The 18,868-nt window shown below is 30.9% G+C and carries 12 protein-coding genes; 9 read left to right on the top strand and 3 right to left on the bottom strand.

Annotation, left to right across the window (positions count from 1 at the left end):
* Position 1 precedes the first annotated feature (1 nt).
* Positions 2-3,031 (top strand): exonuclease subunit SbcC, encoded by a 3,030-nt coding sequence (gene sbcC / locus HMPREF3125_RS00365; protein WP_070451241.1) that lies wholly within the window; start codon positions 2-4, stop codon positions 3,029-3,031.
* Between the two features lie 75 nt (positions 3,032-3,106).
* Here the strand turns inward: sbcC and mscL are convergent, their stop codons facing one another.
* Positions 3,107-3,463 (bottom strand): large conductance mechanosensitive channel protein MscL, encoded by a 357-nt coding sequence (mscL, locus tag HMPREF3125_RS00360; protein ID WP_017638422.1) that lies wholly within the window; start codon positions 3,461-3,463, stop codon positions 3,107-3,109.
* Positions 3,464-3,671: 208 nt separating this feature from the next.
* Here mscL and HMPREF3125_RS00355 point away from each other — a divergent pair, with 208 nt between their 5' ends.
* The 3 genes from HMPREF3125_RS00355 (at position 3,672) to menI (ending at position 8,876) form a co-directional block, all read left to right on the top strand.
* Positions 3,672-5,312, top strand: a complete 1,641-nt coding sequence (locus HMPREF3125_RS00355) for a BCCT family transporter (protein ID WP_029055395.1) — start codon at positions 3,672-3,674, stop codon at positions 5,310-5,312.
* Positions 5,313-5,610: 298 nt separating this feature from the next.
* Entirely contained in the window at positions 5,611-8,316 is a 2,706-nt protein-coding gene (gene acnA / locus HMPREF3125_RS00350; protein ID WP_029055394.1) for an aconitate hydratase AcnA, read from the top strand.
* A gap of 92 nt (positions 8,317-8,408) precedes the next feature.
* On the top strand, positions 8,409-8,876 hold the full coding sequence (menI, locus tag HMPREF3125_RS00345; protein ID WP_070451240.1) for a 1,4-dihydroxy-2-naphthoyl-CoA hydrolase MenI: 468 nt from the start codon (positions 8,409-8,411) through the stop codon (positions 8,874-8,876).
* Positions 8,877-8,948: 72 nt separating this feature from the next.
* Here menI and HMPREF3125_RS00340 read toward each other — a convergent pair whose 3' ends face one another.
* Positions 8,949-9,245: a HesB/YadR/YfhF family protein gene (locus HMPREF3125_RS00340; RefSeq protein WP_070451237.1), complete on the bottom strand. Its 297-nt coding sequence runs from the start codon at positions 9,243-9,245 to the stop codon at positions 8,949-8,951.
* A gap of 283 nt (positions 9,246-9,528) precedes the next feature.
* Positions 9,529-10,137: a glycerol-3-phosphate 1-O-acyltransferase PlsY gene (gene plsY / locus HMPREF3125_RS00335; RefSeq protein WP_017638427.1), complete on the bottom strand. Its 609-nt coding sequence runs from the start codon at positions 10,135-10,137 to the stop codon at positions 9,529-9,531.
* 208 nt (positions 10,138-10,345) lie between these two features.
* Here plsY and parE point away from each other — a divergent pair, with 208 nt between their 5' ends.
* The 5 genes from parE (at position 10,346) to HMPREF3125_RS00310 (ending at position 18,850) form a co-directional block, all read left to right on the top strand.
* Complete coding sequence (gene parE / locus HMPREF3125_RS00330) at positions 10,346-12,340, top strand: DNA topoisomerase IV subunit B (protein ID WP_070451427.1); 1,995 nt, start codon at positions 10,346-10,348, stop codon at positions 12,338-12,340.
* Complete coding sequence (gene parC, locus HMPREF3125_RS00325) at positions 12,337-14,742, top strand: DNA topoisomerase IV subunit A (RefSeq protein WP_070451235.1); 2,406 nt, start codon at positions 12,337-12,339, stop codon at positions 14,740-14,742. The genes parE and parC overlap by 4 nt, the downstream gene beginning before the upstream one ends.
* Before the next feature lie 203 nt (positions 14,743-14,945).
* Positions 14,946-16,412: a glutamine transporter AlsT gene (locus HMPREF3125_RS00320; protein WP_017638430.1), complete on the top strand. Its 1,467-nt coding sequence runs from the start codon at positions 14,946-14,948 to the stop codon at positions 16,410-16,412.
* A gap of 205 nt (positions 16,413-16,617) precedes the next feature.
* Positions 16,618-17,466 carry a glucose PTS transporter transcription antiterminator GlcT gene (gene glcT, locus HMPREF3125_RS00315; RefSeq protein WP_017638431.1) on the top strand — a complete coding sequence of 283 codons (849 nt, stop codon included), beginning with the start codon at positions 16,618-16,620 and terminating at the stop codon, positions 17,464-17,466.
* Positions 17,467-17,641: 175 nt separating this feature from the next.
* Complete coding sequence (locus HMPREF3125_RS00310) at positions 17,642-18,850, top strand: AI-2E family transporter (protein WP_176745265.1); 1,209 nt, start codon at positions 17,642-17,644, stop codon at positions 18,848-18,850.
* Positions 18,851-18,868 lie beyond the last annotated feature (18 nt).

The raw sequence follows: 18,868 nt of genomic DNA, 5'->3' as shown, positions 1-18,868 counted from the left end.
ATTGAAACCTGCTAAGTTAACTTTAACTAATTTTGGACCTTTCTTAAATGAAACAATAGATTTTCATAAAATAGATCAAAATCAATTATTTTTGATAAGTGGTAAGACCGGTTCTGGTAAAACAATGATATTTGATGCCATAGTATATGCGTTATATGGGGAAGCTTCAACTAAAAATAGAAAAGAAAGTGATTTAAGAAGTCATTTTGCTGATGGTAATTCAGCCATGCAAGTTACTTTTGAATTTGAACTAAATAACAAAATCTTTAAAATAGTTCGAACTGGACCTTATATTAAAGAAGGAAATACAACTAAAACACCAGCAAAGCTAAATGTTTTTGAATACAATGATAATGAATTTGATTTACGTGAAAGTATGGTGAGTGCTGGAAATCAATTTATTATTGATTTAATTGGCGTTAACGCTGAACAATTTAGACAATTATTTATATTACCACAAGGTGAATTTAAAAAATTCTTATTATCTAATAGTAAAGAAAAGCAAGGTATATTAAGAACTCTTTTTAATAGTGAAAGATTTGAACAAATTGAAAAAGCTTTGAGTGAAGATGTTAAAAATGAAAAAAAACAAATTGAAGATAGATATAAGAATATTGAAAGATTATGGAATGATATCAACACCTTTGACAGTGAAAGCCTTGAAGAATTAAAAACGATTAATGTTCAGCAAACTGAAAAATTAATAGATGCATTGCCAAAATTCAATGAATTCGGTAAAAAATTGGCTCAAAGTAAATATGAAGATAAAAATATTTTAGAGAACAAGATTTCAAAGATTGAACATAATTTGAATGAAAATAAAGAGCTGGAATCAAATTTAAAAGAATTAGAGAAAAACAAAAATCAATTTAATCAATTAAAAGAACAAGAAGAAAGCATCAATAAACAAAAGGAAAAGCTAAATAAAATCAACGAAATTAAACCTTTATCACAATTGCTTGATAGAAAAAATGAAACAAACAAAAAATTAAAACAAATAGAAAATTCTGTTGAAACATCTAAACAATCAATTAAACAGTTAAATCAAGAACAAGAGGACTATCAATACCAATTAAAAAAATTAACTGAAAGTGAAGCATCAATAAACAAAGAAAAAGCATATTTAGAAAAAACACATACTTTCTATGTTAATTTATCTAAATATGATTCAAGTTATAAAGATAAGGAAAAACTTTCATCTAAATTGGAAAAATTAAAAGAAAAGAAAGAGCAAGTTGAAAAAGAATTCTATCAATTAAAAGATTCTATTGATTCGAAAGACGTTGACTACGATGTAGTTGAACAATTATCTCAAGATATTTTCAAAATAGAAAAAAATATTCAAACAACTGAAAAGCAATTGGAAGAAGTAAAAACCAAAGAAAATCTAAATTCCAGAATTAATGAAATAAAAGATTCTAATGAGAAAACGGACAATGAAATTGAAAAATTAACCAATGCGATAGCTGATATCAATCAAAATGAAATTAATTTAAACAATAAAGAAACGTTAGTAGAACAATTACAGCAAGTTGTTTCAATAGGAGATACTTGCCCAGTTTGTGGTAATGAAATCACTTCTTTAGATCAACATATTGACTTCGAAAGCATTAATGAAAAGCAAAGGTTATTAAAGTCGTTACAAGAAGAATTAAATGAGCATAAAATAAACAAAGCTAAATTTGAAAATTCAATTAATCACCTTACTGAACAATTAAAAAATATTAATGTAGATGAAAAATCAATTCTCAATATAGATAAACTTAATACTCAACTTAGAGAAAAACAGGAAGAAAAAGTAAGACATCAAAAAGAAAATGACCGTATCTTATCAACAAATAAAAAAATTGAACAAAAAAAACAAGAAATATATGAAATAGAAAATGAAATAAAAGATACAAATGCAAAAATTGAACAATGTGAAATTAGAATTAATGATTTTGAAACGACATCTCAATTTACTAACATTAAAGAGTTTAAATTGTACTATGAACAATTAAAAAATAATGTTACTGAATATGAACAACTAACCGAGAAGTATAAACATGCCATGAGTGATACTTCTCAAAAACTAAGTATTGAAGAAAACAATGTTAAGCATCATACCACTTCATTAAATGAAAGCCAAGATGAACTTAAACGAACTCAAAAAGAAATTGAAAATGAAATGAATAGATTAAGTTTATCTTCAATAGAACAAATCCAAAGCATTATAGAAATCGTTAATGAAAAGGAATCAATCGAGAAAGAAATTAATGATTTTAATAAACAATTGCATATGTATGAAGTAGAAATAAATAGGCTAACGAAGCTAGTTTCAGATAGAAATTTGGAAGATATCGATAAAAAACAAGAAAATCTATCAAAGACAAAAGAACAATTGAATCAATTAAATAATGAGATAGCAACGCTAGAGTATCAAATCAAATTAAATGAACAAAAAGGAAATGAAGTTGAATCTAATATAAATTACTTGAATAAAGAGTTAAAAGAACAACAAGATATCTTTAATCTGTCTGAAATTTTGTCAGGTAAAAATAGTCAAAAGTTAACCTTAGAAAATTACGTTCTTGTATATTATTTAGAAAAAATCATCGCTCAAGCTAATATTCGTCTTGCAACTATGAGCGGTCAAAGATATCAGTTACAAAGAAGAGCAGCTTTATCACAAGGGTTTAGTGGTCTTGAAATTGACGTATTTGATTTTTACTCAAATAAATCTAGACATATAAGTTCGTTATCAGGAGGGGAAACGTTCCAAGCGTCATTAGCTTTAGCATTAGGTTTAAGTGAGATTGTACAACAAGAATCTGGAGGAATTTCATTACAATCTATGTTTATTGATGAAGGATTCGGTACTTTAGATCAAGAAACACTTGAAACAGCACTAGATACATTAGTTAATTTGAAATCTACAGGTAGAATGGTAGGAATCATATCTCATGTAAGTGAATTGAAACAACGAATACCACTCATTTTAGAAGTGACATCTAATCAATACCAAAGCACAACACAATTTAAATGGAATTAATAATCATAAAATTATAAAAAAACGATTTATCAACTTCTATAAATTAGGTTGATAAATCGTTTTAATTAATAATTATTAATTTTTTTCTCGTAATAAATCTCTGATTTCTGTTAAAAGAACAGTGTTTGCTTCTAATTCTTCTTCTGGTTCTTCTTTTCTCATTAATGTATTTGCGATTTTCACAAAGATAAATAATGCAAAAGCTATGATTATAAAATCAATTATTGATTGTATGAATAAACCATATTTAATTCCCCAGAAAGCCCAGTCCTCTGCGAAATTGACAGAACCAAATATTTTACCAATTAATGGCATAATAATGTATTGGACTAATGCAGTGATTATTTTATTAAATGCAGCGCCCATAACTACAGCTACAGCTAAATCTAATACATTGCCTTTTAATGCAAACTCTTTAAACTCTTTAAGCATATAAAAAAATCCTTTCATAACAATATAATCGTCATTATACATCATATAATTAATTTAGAAAATATTAATTTTAATCAAATTTGATTCTAATATGGAGCTTTGTTATCCTATAGTAGTGTTTTAGTAAAGTTAATTGTTTTAAGATAAAAAAATAATAATTTAATTTTACTAGTTTGAAAATTTAATAATAAGAAGGGAGTAATTAATTATGAATTCTTCTTCTGAAGAAAAAAATGGTAAGAAGATTTCTCCGGTGTTTATCTACAGTGCCATTGTCGCAGCAATTGTTGTGTTAATTGGTGCCATTTTCCCATCTCAATTTGACACGGTTACTAATGAAGTCAAAATGTGGATTACTGATAAACTAGGTTGGTATTACCTAATATTAACTACAGTTATTGTTTTCTTCTGTATTTTCCTAATCTTTAGCCCTATAGGGAAACTTAAGTTAGGTAAACCAAATGATAAACCAGAATTTAATACAATTTCTTGGTTTGCAATGTTATTCAGTGCAGGAATGGGTATTGGTTTAGTTTTCTATGGTGCAGCTGAACCTATGTCACACTTTGCTTCACCACCTGATGCTGATCCAAAGACTACTGAAGCATATACAGAAGCGTTACGTTCTACATTCTTCCATTGGGGATTCCACGCATGGGCAGTATATGGTGTAGTAGCATTAGCACTTGCATATTCTCAATTCCGTAAAGGTGAACCTGGTTTACTTTCAAGAACGCTAAGACCACTTTTAGGAGATAAAGTAGAAGGACCTATTGGAACATTTATTGATGTTTTATCTGTATTTGCTACTTTAGTAGGTGTAGCTGTATCACTAGGTATGGGTGCATTACAAATTAATGGTGGTTTAAGTTACTTATTCGGAATTCCAAATACAACTTGGGTTCAAGCAATTATTATCGTTGTTGTAACGATATTATTTATCGCTAGTGCTTGGTCAGGTTTAAGTAAAGGTATTCAGTATTTAAGTAATTTAAATATTGGTTTAGGTGCCATATTAATGATTATTACATTAATCATTGGACCAACTGTATTAATCCTTAATATGATGACAAGTTCAACAGGTAGCTTGTTAAATACATTCTTATTCAATAGCTTTGACACTGCAGCATTAAATGGTCAAAAACGTGAATGGATGTCAACATGGACATTATACTATTGGGGCTGGTGGTTAAGTTGGAGCCCATTCGTTGGTGTATTTATTGCCAGAGTTTCAAAAGGACGCTCAATCAGAGAATTTATTTCAGGTGTACTATTAGTACCAGCAATTGTAAGTTTCATCTGGTTTAGTGTATTCGGTGTTCTTGGTATTGAAACAGGTAAAAAACATCCAAAATTATTTGATATGACTCCAGAAACACAATTATTTGGTGTATTCCACCACGTTCCGTTAGGTATAGTGTTATCATTCATAGCACTTATTTTAATTGCTTCATTCTTTATCACATCAGCTGACTCTGCAACATTCGTTTTAGGTATGCAGACAACATTTGGTTCATTAAATCCAAACAGTGCAGTTAAAGTAACTTGGGGAATTGCTCAAGCACTTATTGCATTCGTTCTATTATTAGCTGGTGGCGGAGATGGAACAAAAGCACTCAACGCGATTCAGAGTGCCGCCATTATTAGTGCGTTCCCATTCTCCTTTGTCGTCATACTGATGATGATAAGCTTTTACAAAGATGCCAACAAAGAACGTAAATTCTTAGGCTTAACATTAACGCCTAATAAACACAGATTAGAAGAGTACGTTAAATATCAACAAGAAGATTATGAATCTGATATTTTAGAAAAACGTGAATCAAGAAGAAACCGTGAAAGAGAAGAATAATTCAATAATTAATTCTTTTAGAAATGAGTGAAGATACTACCGGCTCTATATAGGGCTGGTAGTATTTTTTTATCTATAAAAAATGAAAACTAATACTTGCGATTGATAACCATTCTCAATTAATAAAATTTACTTATTGCACTAACGTCTTATGATAAGTTTTGATTATACTACCTGATTAAAAATGCGAAATGAAAATCGACGTCTTTCTACTCTTATATAGTTGTTTTCGAAAACATATAATAATACAATTTAAATAAGGCATATAAAATATAAAGATTTTCAAGGGGGATATCAAATGGCTTCTAATTTTAAAGAAACAGCAAAGAAACAATTTGATTTAAATGGCCAATCATACACATACTATGATTTGAAATCATTAGAAGAACAAGGTTTAACTAAAATTTCTAAATTACCTTATTCAATTCGTGTATTATTAGAATCTGTATTACGTCAGGAAGATGATTTTGTAATCACTGACGATCACATTAAAAAGTTAGCAGAATTCGGTAAAAAAGATAATGAAGGTGAAGTACCTTTCAAACCATCTCGTGTTATTTTACAAGACTTCACTGGTGTACCAGCAGTAGTTGACTTAGCGTCTTTACGTAAAGCAATGAATGATGTTGGTGGAGATATTAACAAAATCAACCCAGAAGTACCAGTAGATTTAGTTATTGACCACTCTGTACAAGTAGATAGCTACGCTAACCCAGACGCATTAGAACGTAATATGAAATTAGAATTCGAAAGAAACTATGAACGTTATCAATTCTTAAACTGGGCAACTAAAGCATTTGACAATTATAATGCTGTACCACCTGCAACTGGTATCGTTCACCAAGTAAACTTAGAATATTTAGCAAATGTTGTTCATGTCCGTGACGTTGAAGGTGAACAAACTGCTTTCCCTGATACATTAGTTGGTACTGACTCTCATACAACAATGATTAACGGTATTGGTGTATTAGGTTGGGGTGTCGGCGGTATTGAAGCCGAAGCAGGTATGTTAGGACAACCTTCTTACTTCCCAATTCCAGAAGTAATTGGTGTTAGATTAAGTAATGAATTACCTCAAGGTTCTACTGCAACTGACTTAGCTTTACGTGTAACTGAAGAGTTGCGTAAACGCGGTGTAGTAGGTAAATTCGTAGAGTTCTTCGGTCCTGGTGTAACAAACTTACCATTAGCTGACCGTGCTACAATCGCTAACATGGCGCCAGAATACGGTGCAACATGTGGTTTCTTCCCAGTTGACGAAGAATCACTTAAATATATGAAATTAACTGGCCGTAAAGCTGATCATATTGAACTTGTTAAAGAATATTTACAACAAAATAATATGTTCTTCCAAGTTGAAAATGAAGACCCAGAATATACTGAAGTAATTGACTTAGACTTATCTACAGTACAAGCTTCATTATCTGGTCCAAAACGTCCACAAGATTTAATTTTCTTAAGTGACATGAAAACTGAATTTGAAAAATCAGTTACAGCACCAGCTGGCAACCAAGGTCATGGTCTAGATGAAAGTGAATTTGATAAACAAGCTAATATCAGTTTCAACGATGGTAGAACAGCTACTATGAAAACTGGTGATATAGCAATTGCAGCTATCACTTCATGTACAAACACTTCAAACCCTTACGTTATGTTAGGTGCAGGTCTTGTAGCTAAAAAAGCTATCGAAAAAGGCTTAAAAGTACCTGAATATGTTAAAACATCATTAGCTCCAGGTTCTAAAGTTGTTACAGGTTATTTAAGAGATTCTGGATTACAAGAATATCTTGATGATTTAGGTTTCAACTTAGTTGGTTATGGTTGTACAACATGTATCGGTAACTCTGGTCCATTATTACCAGAAATCGAAAAAGCTGTTGCTGACGAAGATTTATTAGTAACATCTGTACTTTCAGGTAACCGTAACTTTGAAGGTCGTATCCATCCATTAGTTAAAGCTAACTACTTAGCTTCACCACAATTGGTTGTTGCTTATGCTTTAGCTGGAACTGTAGATATTGACTTAGAAAATGAAGCTATTGGTAAAGGTAAAGATGGCGAAGATGTTTACCTTAAAGATATCTGGCCAAGTATTAAAGAAGTTGCTGACACAGTTGATAGTGTAGTAACACCAGAATTATTCTTAGAAGAATATGCAAATGTTTATGAAAATAATGAAATGTGGAATGAAATCGATGTAACAGATGCACCACTATATGATTTCGATCCAAATTCAACATATATTCAAAATCCATCATTCTTCCAAGGATTATCTAAAGAACCAGGAACAATTGAACCATTAAAAGACTTACGTATTATGGGTAAATTTGGAGATTCAGTAACAACTGACCATATTTCTCCAGCAGGTGCAATCGGTAAAGATACACCAGCAGGTAAGTATTTAATTGACCACAATGTTCCAATTAGAGAATTCAACTCATACGGTTCTAGACGTGGTAACCACGAAGTAATGGTACGTGGTACATTCGCTAATATCCGTATTAAAAACCAATTAGCTCCAGGTACTGAAGGTGGCTTTACAACTTATTGGCCTACAGACGAAGTTATGCCTATTTATGATGCTGCTATGAAATATAAAGAAAATGGCACTGGCTTAGCTGTATTAGCTGGTAACGACTATGGTATGGGATCTTCACGTGACTGGGCTGCTAAAGGTACAAACTTATTAGGAGTTAAAACAGTTATCGCGCAAAGTTATGAACGTATTCACCGTTCAAACTTAGTTATGATGGGTGTACTTCCATTACAATTTAAACAAGGTGAATCAGCTGATTCTCTTGGTTTAGAAGGTAAAGAAGAAATTTCAGTAGATATCGATGAAAATGTAAAACCTCATGATTTAGTTACAGTTCATGCTAAAAAAGAAAACGGAGAAGTTGTTGATTTCGAAGCAATGGTTCGTTTTGATTCATTAGTTGAATTAGACTACTATCGTCATGGTGGTATCTTACAAATGGTATTAAGAAATAAATTAGCTCAATAATAAAAATCAACTGTGCTAACGTTTAGGTTAGCACAGTTTTTTTATGCTAAAATACATATGTAATGTATAAGTTAAGGAAGGATTGGAATTCAATGATTTATAGTTTGACTGAAATTGAACCAAGATATCAAGAAACAGATAAAATGGGTGTGATTTATCACGGTAATTACGCAACATGGTTTGAAGTTGCCCGTACAGATTATATTGGGAAATTAGGATTTAATTATGCTGATATGGAAAAGCAAGGAATCATTTCTCCAGTTACCGACTTAAATATTAAATATAAAAAATCTATTTTTTATCCTGAAAAAGTAACGATTAAGACATGGGTAGAAAAGTACTCAAGGTTACGTTCAATATATCGTTATGAATTATTTAACGAACAAGGTGAACTAGCTACAACAGGTTACACTGAATTGATTTGTATGAAAGCTGATACATTTAAACCTATTAGATTGGATCGTTATTTTGCTGATTGGCACGAAGTATATAGTAAAGTTGAAGATTTAAATAAAGAAGGTATAGATGAAGAAGTAACAAATGGTATCGATCATTTGTAATTAAATTAGCATCAGAAAATGAAAATAGCCTAACATTGCTCACTTTAGTGGCATTGTTAGGCTGTTTTTAAATTACTTTTTACTGTAATAAATTTCATCTTCATGATCAACTGCATCTACTACAATATGATCATCTTCAAAATACCATAAATCTTTCTCAGCGATGACTAAAGTGAGTCCGTCAAATTCTTCTTCATATGCCACTTCTACATCGGCTTTATTTTCAACATTAAATGCAGGGCTAAACCCTTGTTTTAATTGGAATTCTCCACCATAACGTACAAAAAAGTGTAATACTTTGTCATCTTGAGGTAAGTCAAACTCATCTTTAAACCACTGAACTGCTGGTTGGGTAAGCTCGATTTTCATAAATAGTTCCTCCATATTAATTATCCATATTTTTTAGGGGTTAAATTGTGAATTTTATTGATAGTAGAATTATAGCATAGCTTAATATCCTAATATAATTATTTTAACTTAATGAGTTATAAGCCACTATCAAAGACTAAAGGTATATCAAACTATATAAAACTCACCAATAACATCATCATAAATCAAAACATTTAACAAAATAAAAAGCACTCAGTGTGATATAAATTTCATATATCATACTAAATGCTTTGTATTGATTATTAAGTTTTAGATTTTTTATTTACATCCACGTTATCTTAGGTTCTTCACCTTTAAAGATTCTAACAATATTTGTTTTATGACGTATGATTAATATAATGGCAACGATTGCGCCTACTGCTAGTAATATATAGTCCTGAATAATGAGCGAACCAATAACACAACAAATAGCTGCTATGATGCTTGATAAGGACACATATTTAAATAATTTTAATACAGCGAAGAAAATAACTGCTAAAATTAATAAAAGAATAGGATTAACGCCTAAAACTACCCCAGCACTTGTTGCAACAGCTTTACCACCTTTGAATCCTAAATAAATTGGATATACATGACCCACAATAGCAAATAATCCTACGATCAGGCCATGGGTAAAGAATGTACTTATAGGTCCATCTGCATGTACAGGTAACCATATAGGGAAGAAAACAGTTATGAATCCTTTAAAGATATCTAAGAATGTAACTACAAAACCTGCTGGTCTTCCTAATACTCTGAAACTGTTTGTTGCTCCAGTGTTGCCACTACCAAATTGTCTTATATCCTTTTTAAAGAATAACTTTCCAATAACTAAACCACTTGGAAAAGCTCCTATAAGATAACTTAGTATTAACATGACGACAATCATCATAAAATACACATCCTTTAATAACTTAGCACTATTTTACCATATCCATCTCATATTAGAACAATAAAAATTACATTTTGAATATGAATAATCAGTAAAATAAACTGTTTTATCAAGATGACACTTGCAATTTATTCTGATTTATATAAGAATAACTATTGTATAGTTTTAAAAACGAACGTACGTTTGTAGGAGGGCGAAATCATTGGCAATGAATAAACAAAATCATTATTCAGATGATTCTATTCAAGTTTTAGAAGGTCTTGAAGCAGTTAGAAAAAGACCGGGGATGTATATAGGATCAACTGATAAACGTGGATTGCATCATCTAGTATATGAAGTTGTCGATAACTCCGTCGATGAAGTATTAAATGGTTATGGGGATGAAATAACAGTTATCCTTAACCAAGATGATAGTATTTCTATAGAAGATAACGGTCGTGGAATGCCTACTGGTATCCATGCATCAGGAAAACCAACTGTGCAAGTTATTTTTACGATTTTACATGCTGGAGGTAAGTTCGGCCAAGGTGGCTATAAAACATCTGGTGGATTACATGGTGTTGGTGCCTCAGTAGTAAATGCACTTAGTGAATGGTTAGAAGTTGAGATTCATAGAGACGGAAATATTTATAAACAAAGATTTAAAGATGGCGGCGTGCCAGCAACAGGTTTACTAAAAGAAGGAAAGACAAAGAAAACAGGTACTAAGGTTACATTTAAACCAGATCCTGAAATTTTCAAAGCAACAACATCATTTAATTTTGATGTTCTAAGTGAGCGATTACAAGAATCTGCTTTTCTATTAAAGAACTTAAAGATTAAATTAATCGATTTACGTCGTGGTAAAGAAAGAGAAGAATTTTACCACTATGAAGAAGGGATTAAAGAATTTGTAAGTTATGTCAATGAAGGTAAAGAAGTACTTCATGATGTTACGACTTTTACAGGAACATCTAACGGTATAGAAGTAGATGTTGCATTTCAATATAATGACCAATATTCAGAAAGTATATTAAGTTTTGTAAATAATGTACGTACTAAAGATGGTGGTACACATGAAGTTGGTTTTAAAACAGCGATGACACGTGTGTTCAATGATTACGCTAGACGCATTAATGAATTAAAAGAAAAAGATAAAAACTTAGACGGTAATGACATACGTGAAGGATTAACAGCTATAGTATCTGTAAGAATTCCTGAAGAGTTACTACAGTTTGAAGGTCAAACTAAATCTAAATTAGGAACGTCAGAAGCTAGAAGTGCTGTAGATTCAGTTGTATCCGAGAAATTACCATTTTACCTTGAAGAAAAAGGTCAATTATCTAAGTCACTTGTTAAAAAAGCAATTAAAGCACAACAGGCTAGAGAAGCAGCTCGTAAAGCACGAGAAGATGCACGTTCTGGTAAAAAGAATAAACGAAAAGATACACTTTTATCTGGTAAATTAACACCTGCTCAAAGTAAAAACACAGAAAAAAATGAACTTTATCTTGTTGAGGGTGATTCAGCAGGTGGTTCAGCTAAACTTGGACGTGATCGTAAGTTCCAAGCGATTCTGCCATTACGAGGTAAAGTTATTAATACTGAAAAGGCTCGTTTAGAAGACATTTTCAAAAACGAAGAAATTAATACGATTATTCATACTATAGGTGCAGGTGTCGGTAATGAATTTAAAATTGAAGACAGTAATTATAGTCGAATTATTATTATGACCGATGCTGATACAGATGGTGCACATATTCAAGTACTGTTACTAACTTTCTTCTTTAAATATATGAAACCATTAGTACAAGCAGGTCGAGTATTTATCGCATTACCACCACTTTACAAATTAGAAAAAGGTAAAGGTAAATCTAAAAAAGTGGAATATGCTTGGACAGATGATGAATTAGATAAATTACAAAAGCAACTTGGTAAAGGTTTCACATTACAAAGATATAAAGGTTTAGGTGAAATGAATCCTGAACAATTATGGGAAACAACTATGAATCCTGATACTCGTACTTTAATACGTGTTCAAGTTGAAGATGAAGTGCGTTCTTCAAAACGTGTTACAACGTTAATGGGTGATAAAGTAGCACCACGTAGAGAATGGATTGAAAGTCATGTTGAGTTTGGTATGCAGGAAGATTCAAGCATTTTAGATAATACAGAAGTTCAGATATTAGAAAGTGAAAACTATGAGGAGGATGAAACGATTTGAGTGAGATAATTCAAGATCTATCACTTGAAGATGTAATTGGAGACCGTTTTGGAAGATATAGTAAATATATTATCCAGGAACGTGCTTTGCCTGACGTTCGAGACGGACTAAAACCAGTACAGCGTCGTATTTTATATGCGATGTATTCAAGTGGTAATACATTCGATAAAAATTTCCGTAAAAGTGCCAAAACTGTCGGGGATGTCATCGGACAGTATCATCCTCATGGTGATTCTTCAGTATATGATGCCATGGTTCGTTTAAGCCAAGATTGGAAATTAAGACATGTTTTAATAGAAATGCATGGTAATAACGGTAGTATCGATAATGACCCTCCTGCAGCAATGCGTTATACAGAAGCAAAATTAAGTCAATTATCTGAAGAACTATTAAGAGATATTAATAAAGAAACAGTTTCTTTTATACCAAACTATGATGATACAACACTTGAACCTATGGTATTACCTGCAAGATTTCCTAATTTATTAATTAATGGTTCTACAGGTATTTCAGCAGGTTATGCTACTGATATCCCACCACATAATTTAGGTGAAGTGATTCAAGCAACATTAAAATATATTGATAATCCAGATATTACTGTGAGTCAATTGATGAAATACATGAAGGGTCCAGACTTCCCAACAGGTGGTATTATTCAAGGTATTGATGGTATTAAAAAAGCATACGAAACTGGTAAAGGTAAAGTTGTTGTACGTTCCAAAGTAGATGAAGAAACATTACGTAATGGACGTAAAGAACTTATCGTGACTGAAATACCATATGAGGTGAATAAAAGTAATCTCGTTAAACGTATTGATGAATTACGTGCTGATAAAAAAGTTGATGGTATTGTTGAAGTTAGAGATGAGACTGATAGAACTGGTTTACGTATTGCAATAGAACTTAAAAAAGACGTGAATAGTGAAGCAATTAAAAATTTCCTATTCAAAAATTCAGACCTTCAAATATCTTATAACTTTAATATGGTTGCAATCAGTGATGGTAGACCTAAATTAATGGGTATTAAACAAATCATTGATAGTTATATTAACCATCAAATAGAAGTCGTGGCTAACAGAACTAAGTTTGATTTAGAACATGCTGAAAAACGTATGCATATCGTTGAAGGTTTAATGAAAGCTTTATCTATTTTAGATGAAGTGATTGCCTTAATTCGTAATTCTAAAAATAAAAAAGATGCTAAAGATAATTTAGTTGCTGAATATGACTTTACTGAAGCTCAGGCAGAAGCCATCGTTATGTTACAACTTTATCGTTTAACTAACACAGATATCGTTGCTTTAGAACAAGAGCACGATGAGTTATCTAATTTAATTAAAGATTTACGTCATATTTTAGATGATCACGATGCATTATTGAATGTTATCAAAAATGAATTAACAGAAATTAGAAAGAATTTTAAAACTGATCGTTTATCAACAATTGAAGCGGAAATTTCTGAAATTAAAATTGATAAAGAAGTGATGGTGCCTAGTGAAGATGTAGTATTAAGTTTAACTAGACATGGTTATATTAAACGTACATCTACACGTAGCTTTAATGCTAGCGGCGTTTCTGAAGTCGGTTTGAAAGATGGCGATAGTTTATTAAAATACCTTGATGTAAATACACAAGATACAGCGCTTGTATTTACGAATAAAGGTAGATACTTGTTTATTCCAGTTCATAAACTAGCTGATATCCGATGGAAAGAATTAGGTCAACACGTATCTCAAATTGTTTCTATTGATGAAGATGAACTAGTTATTGACGTATTTAATGAAAAAGACTTCAAAGAACAACAAGCATTCTATATTATGGCTACTCGTAACGGTATGATTAAGAAAAGTACTGTACCGTTGTTTAAAACAACACGATATAATAAACCATTAATTGCCATGAAAGTAAAAGATCAAGATGAGGTAATTAATGTATTACGTGTTGAAGAAGATCAACTTATTACTGTTATTACACATAAAGGAATGTCATTAACATACTCTACAAACGAATTATCTGATACAGGCTTACGTGCGGCTGGTGTGAAATCTATTAACTTAAAAGATGAAGACTACGTTATTATGACGCAAACAATCACTAATAAAGAATCTATCCTTATGGCTACACAACGTGGTGCTGTTAAACATATTGGATTTAAAGTATTACAAGAAGCGAAACGAGCACAACGAGGTATTACCTTACTTAAAGAATTGAAAAAAGCACCACATCGTATCGTGGCAGCAGATGTTGTTCGTTCTGACAATACAACATATACTTTATATTCAGCTAAAGACCAAGAAACAGGAGATATTGCTTCAATTCATAAATCAGAACAATATACTAATGGTTCATTTATAGTAGATGTAGATGATTTCGGAGAAGTTGAAGGAATGTACTTACAATAAAAGTATATGCAACACATGCATAAGATGATAAAATAAAATATAATAATCACAATTAAATCATTCAAGAGGTTTATATTCTCAATTGAACTGTCTATTTTAGTATTTGTTATTTGATACATTGCTTAATTAGACTTTCATATGCCAATATGAATCTCTTGATATTTTTAAGATATGAATTTTATTTATAGATGAGAGGGATTTATTTGAAAGATTTTGATAGTTTAATTCCTGGTTGGTTTAAAGATTTTGTACAAGTAGGTAACGACTTAATTTGGTCTCAGTATCTAATTGGATTGTTACTTACAGCAGGATTCTTTTTCACTATCAGTTCTAAGTTTGTACAACTACGAATGTTACCAGAAATGTTTAGAGCGTTGGTCGAGAAACCAGAAACATTAGAAAGTGGTAAAAAAGGTATTTCACCGTTCCAAGCATTTGCGATTAGTGCAGGTTCAAGAGTAGGTACTGGAAATATTGCCGGTGTTGCTACAGCAATTGTACTTGGTGGTCCTGGTGCGGTATTTTGGATGTGGATTATTGCATTTATAGGTGCGGCAAGTGCTTTTATGGAAGCTACTTTAGCTCAGGTTTATAAAGTTCATGATAAAGATGGTGGTTTCCGTGGTGGACCAGCTTATTACATAACTAAAGGTTTAAACCAAAAATGGCTTGGTATTGTGTTTGCGATATTAATTACAGTTACCTTCGCATTTGTATTTAATACAGTGCAATCTAATACGATTGCGGAATCATTAAATACTCAATATCATATTAGTCCAGTGATTACAGGAATAGTATTAGCAGTTGTAACAGCCATTATTATTTTTGGTGGGGTTAGAAGTATTGCTACTTTATCATCATTAATTGTTCCAATTATGGCTATCATATATATTGGTATGGTTTTAGTTATCTTGTTATTAAACTTAGACCAAATTGTTCCAATGATTGGTACAATTATTAAAAGTGCTTTTGGTTTTGAACAAGTAACTGGTGGTGCAGTTGGTGCTGCTATTTTACAAGGGATTAAACGTGGTTTATTCTCAAACGAAGCAGGTATGGGTTCAGCACCTAACGCAGCTGCAACAGCAGCAGTCCCTCATCCAGTAAAACAAGGTTTAATTCAATCATTAGGTGTTTTCTTTGATACAATGCTAGTATGTACAGCTACAGCAATAATGATTTTATTATATTCAGGTTTAAAATTTGGAGAAAACGCTCCTCAAGGTGTTGCAGTTACTCAATCAGCTTTAAATGAACATTTAGGTTCAGCTGGTGGTATTTTCTTAACAGTGGCAATAACATTATTCGCATTTTCTTCAGTTGTAGGTAACTACTATTATGGACAATCTAACATTGAGTATTTATCTAATAACAAAACAATTATTTTCATCTTTAGATGTTTAGTAGTTGTGCTTGTATTTATTGGTGCGGTTGCTAAAACTGAAACAGTTTGGAGTACAGCCGATTTATTCATGGGCTTAATGGCCATAGTGAATATTGTCTCCATTATTGGACTTTCCAATATTGCATTTGCAGTAATGAAAGATTACCAAGTACAACGTAAAGCAGGTAAAAAGCCTGTATTCAAACCAGAGAATCTTGAAATTAATTTATTTGGTATTGAATCTTGGGGAATTAATGCAAACAAATCAAATAAAGATTTAAAATAAATGATTAGCTTGAGTGTCGTAAGGATACTCAAGCTTTTTAATTTGAAATTTATAATTATATCTATTATTTATTATAAAGAGGTAGAAAATTGTTTAATATACTAAAAATTAATTTTACTCATGAAAGTATTTAATAAGTTATTTTCTTTTCATTTATATCATTAAGCCTTATAATTTTAATAATGGAGTAAGAAAGGTGATAATGATGGGGAAGTATAAAATTAGTAAAATTCTCAATAATAACGTTATCATATGCACGAATAAAAACCAGGAAGTTGTTTTAATTGGAAAAGGTATAGGTTTTAATAAAAAGCAAGGCTATACGTTAGATGAATCAGCTTCCATTGAAAAAGTTTATAAACTTGATCTAGATAAGCATAAAGAACACTATAAGACATTAGTTGAGATGGCTGATGACCATGTTCTACAAGCAGTGATTGAAGCTGTTAATTTAATTACAAATACGACTCTAGATGTTAATGATGAAAATCTAGTTGTTGCGCTAACAGATCATATTATTTTTGCGTATAAACGTTTAAAACAAAATCAAATAATTAGCAACCCTTTTGCCATGGAAACAAAATACTTATATCGAGATGCTTATCAAATAGCTGAAAAAGTAATTGATAGACTAAATGAACAGTTAGATGTTGATTTTCCAGAAGATGAAATTGGTTTTATCGCATTACATATTGCTTCGAACTCTGAAGAATTATCTATGAGAGAAATGGCGTTAATTAATCAATTAATCAATAAAAGTATCACTATTATTGAAACGGATTTACAACATCAAGTTGATCAATCCTCAATACAATATCAACGTTTTATTAGACATGTACAATTTCTCATTCGTCGTTTAAGAAATAATGAAACATTACATGCTCAAAATGATTTTGTTGATATGGTTAAAAATCAATATCCTAGTTGCTATTCTACAGCTTTTAAAATATTAAAAATGATTCAGATGGAATTTGATATTACTGTTAATGATGTTGAAATCATTTATTTAACATTACATATCCATCATTTTGAAGCCCAAATGAAGTTGGATTAAAAGTACTTATGCGCTCTCATAAGTACTTTTAATTTTTATATAGACTAGTTTTTAATATTCCTTAGTTTTGTAAAATTATGTTATGATTAGTGTTAGAAATTTTTAGTAACTCATTTTTATGATTTTTATAAAGCGAGGTAACATGAAAGTATGGTGATGTCGAATGTCGAATGAAATGAAATCTTCCGAAAAGAAGACATCTAGAAAGTTTAAAACGATTTTCAGTATGTCTGAAACAAGATTCATGAAATTTTTAGGCGGCAATGATTTAATTTATGCTTTGTTAGCACTTGTGCTTTTAGGGATAGTTATATTTATCTTTGATAAAGTATCATACGTGTTTCAACCATTTATTATAGTATTCAATACTATTGCTGCACCAATTATAGTTTCATTGATTATATTTTATTTATTTAACCCTCTTGTTAATTTGATGGAACGTTATCGAATTCCAAGATTAGTAGGGGTTTTGATTATTTATGTTGCGATTGTAGGCATAATCGTGTTGATTGTTAATTTATTAATTCCTCTAATTAGTTCACAATTAGGAAGTTTCATTAATAACTCTCCTCAATATTTTAAAAAGTTAACTAATACAATTAATAAAGTAACAAGTAATTCAATTTTTGCTGGTTATTATGATCAAATTAATGATCAATTGAACTCATTAACTAAAAAGATACCATCTATGCTTTCAGATTATTTTGATGGCTTTGGTTCAAAATTAGCATCATTCGTTGAAGCAGTAGCTAATGTTGGAGTAGTCATTGTGACTACACCATTTGTTTTATTCTTTATGTTAAAAGATGGTCATAAGTTCAAAGATTTCACTACTAATATTATGCCACCTAAATTTAGAAAAGATTTTCATGATTTACTTGAAAAAATGAGTGTTCAAGTAGGTTCTTACATACAAGGACAAATCATTGTGTCATTCTGTATAGGTGTTTTACTATTTATTGGTTATTCTATTATTGGATTGAAATATAGTTTAATATTAGCTTGTATAGCTGCTGTAACAAGTGTGGTACCTTATTTAGGACCTACAATAGCGATTTCACCAGCTATCATTATTGCTTTAATTACGTCTCCAATAATGTTACTCAAATTAGCGATTGTATGGACTTTAGTTCAATTCTTTGAAGGACACTTCATTTCTCCAAATATCATGGGCAAAACATTACAAATTCACCCGCTAACAATTATCTTTATCTTACTAAGTGCAGGTAATTTGTTAGGTATAGTCGGGGTTATATTAGGTATTCCTGGTTATGCAGTGTTGAAAGTTTTAGTTTCTCATATGTTCTTATTATTCAAGCGTAGATATAATAGATATTATGGAGAAGATGCAGGAAATTATAAGTTAAATAAAGAACAAGAATAATCTATCTTTGTACAAGGA

This window comes from Staphylococcus sp. HMSC13A10 (assembly GCF_001808005.1).
GTDB lineage: Bacteria > Bacillota > Bacilli > Staphylococcales > Staphylococcaceae > Staphylococcus > Staphylococcus pasteuri.
Note: the sequence above shows the minus strand (reverse complement) of the source record. Positions and strands in the feature narration are given on the sequence as shown.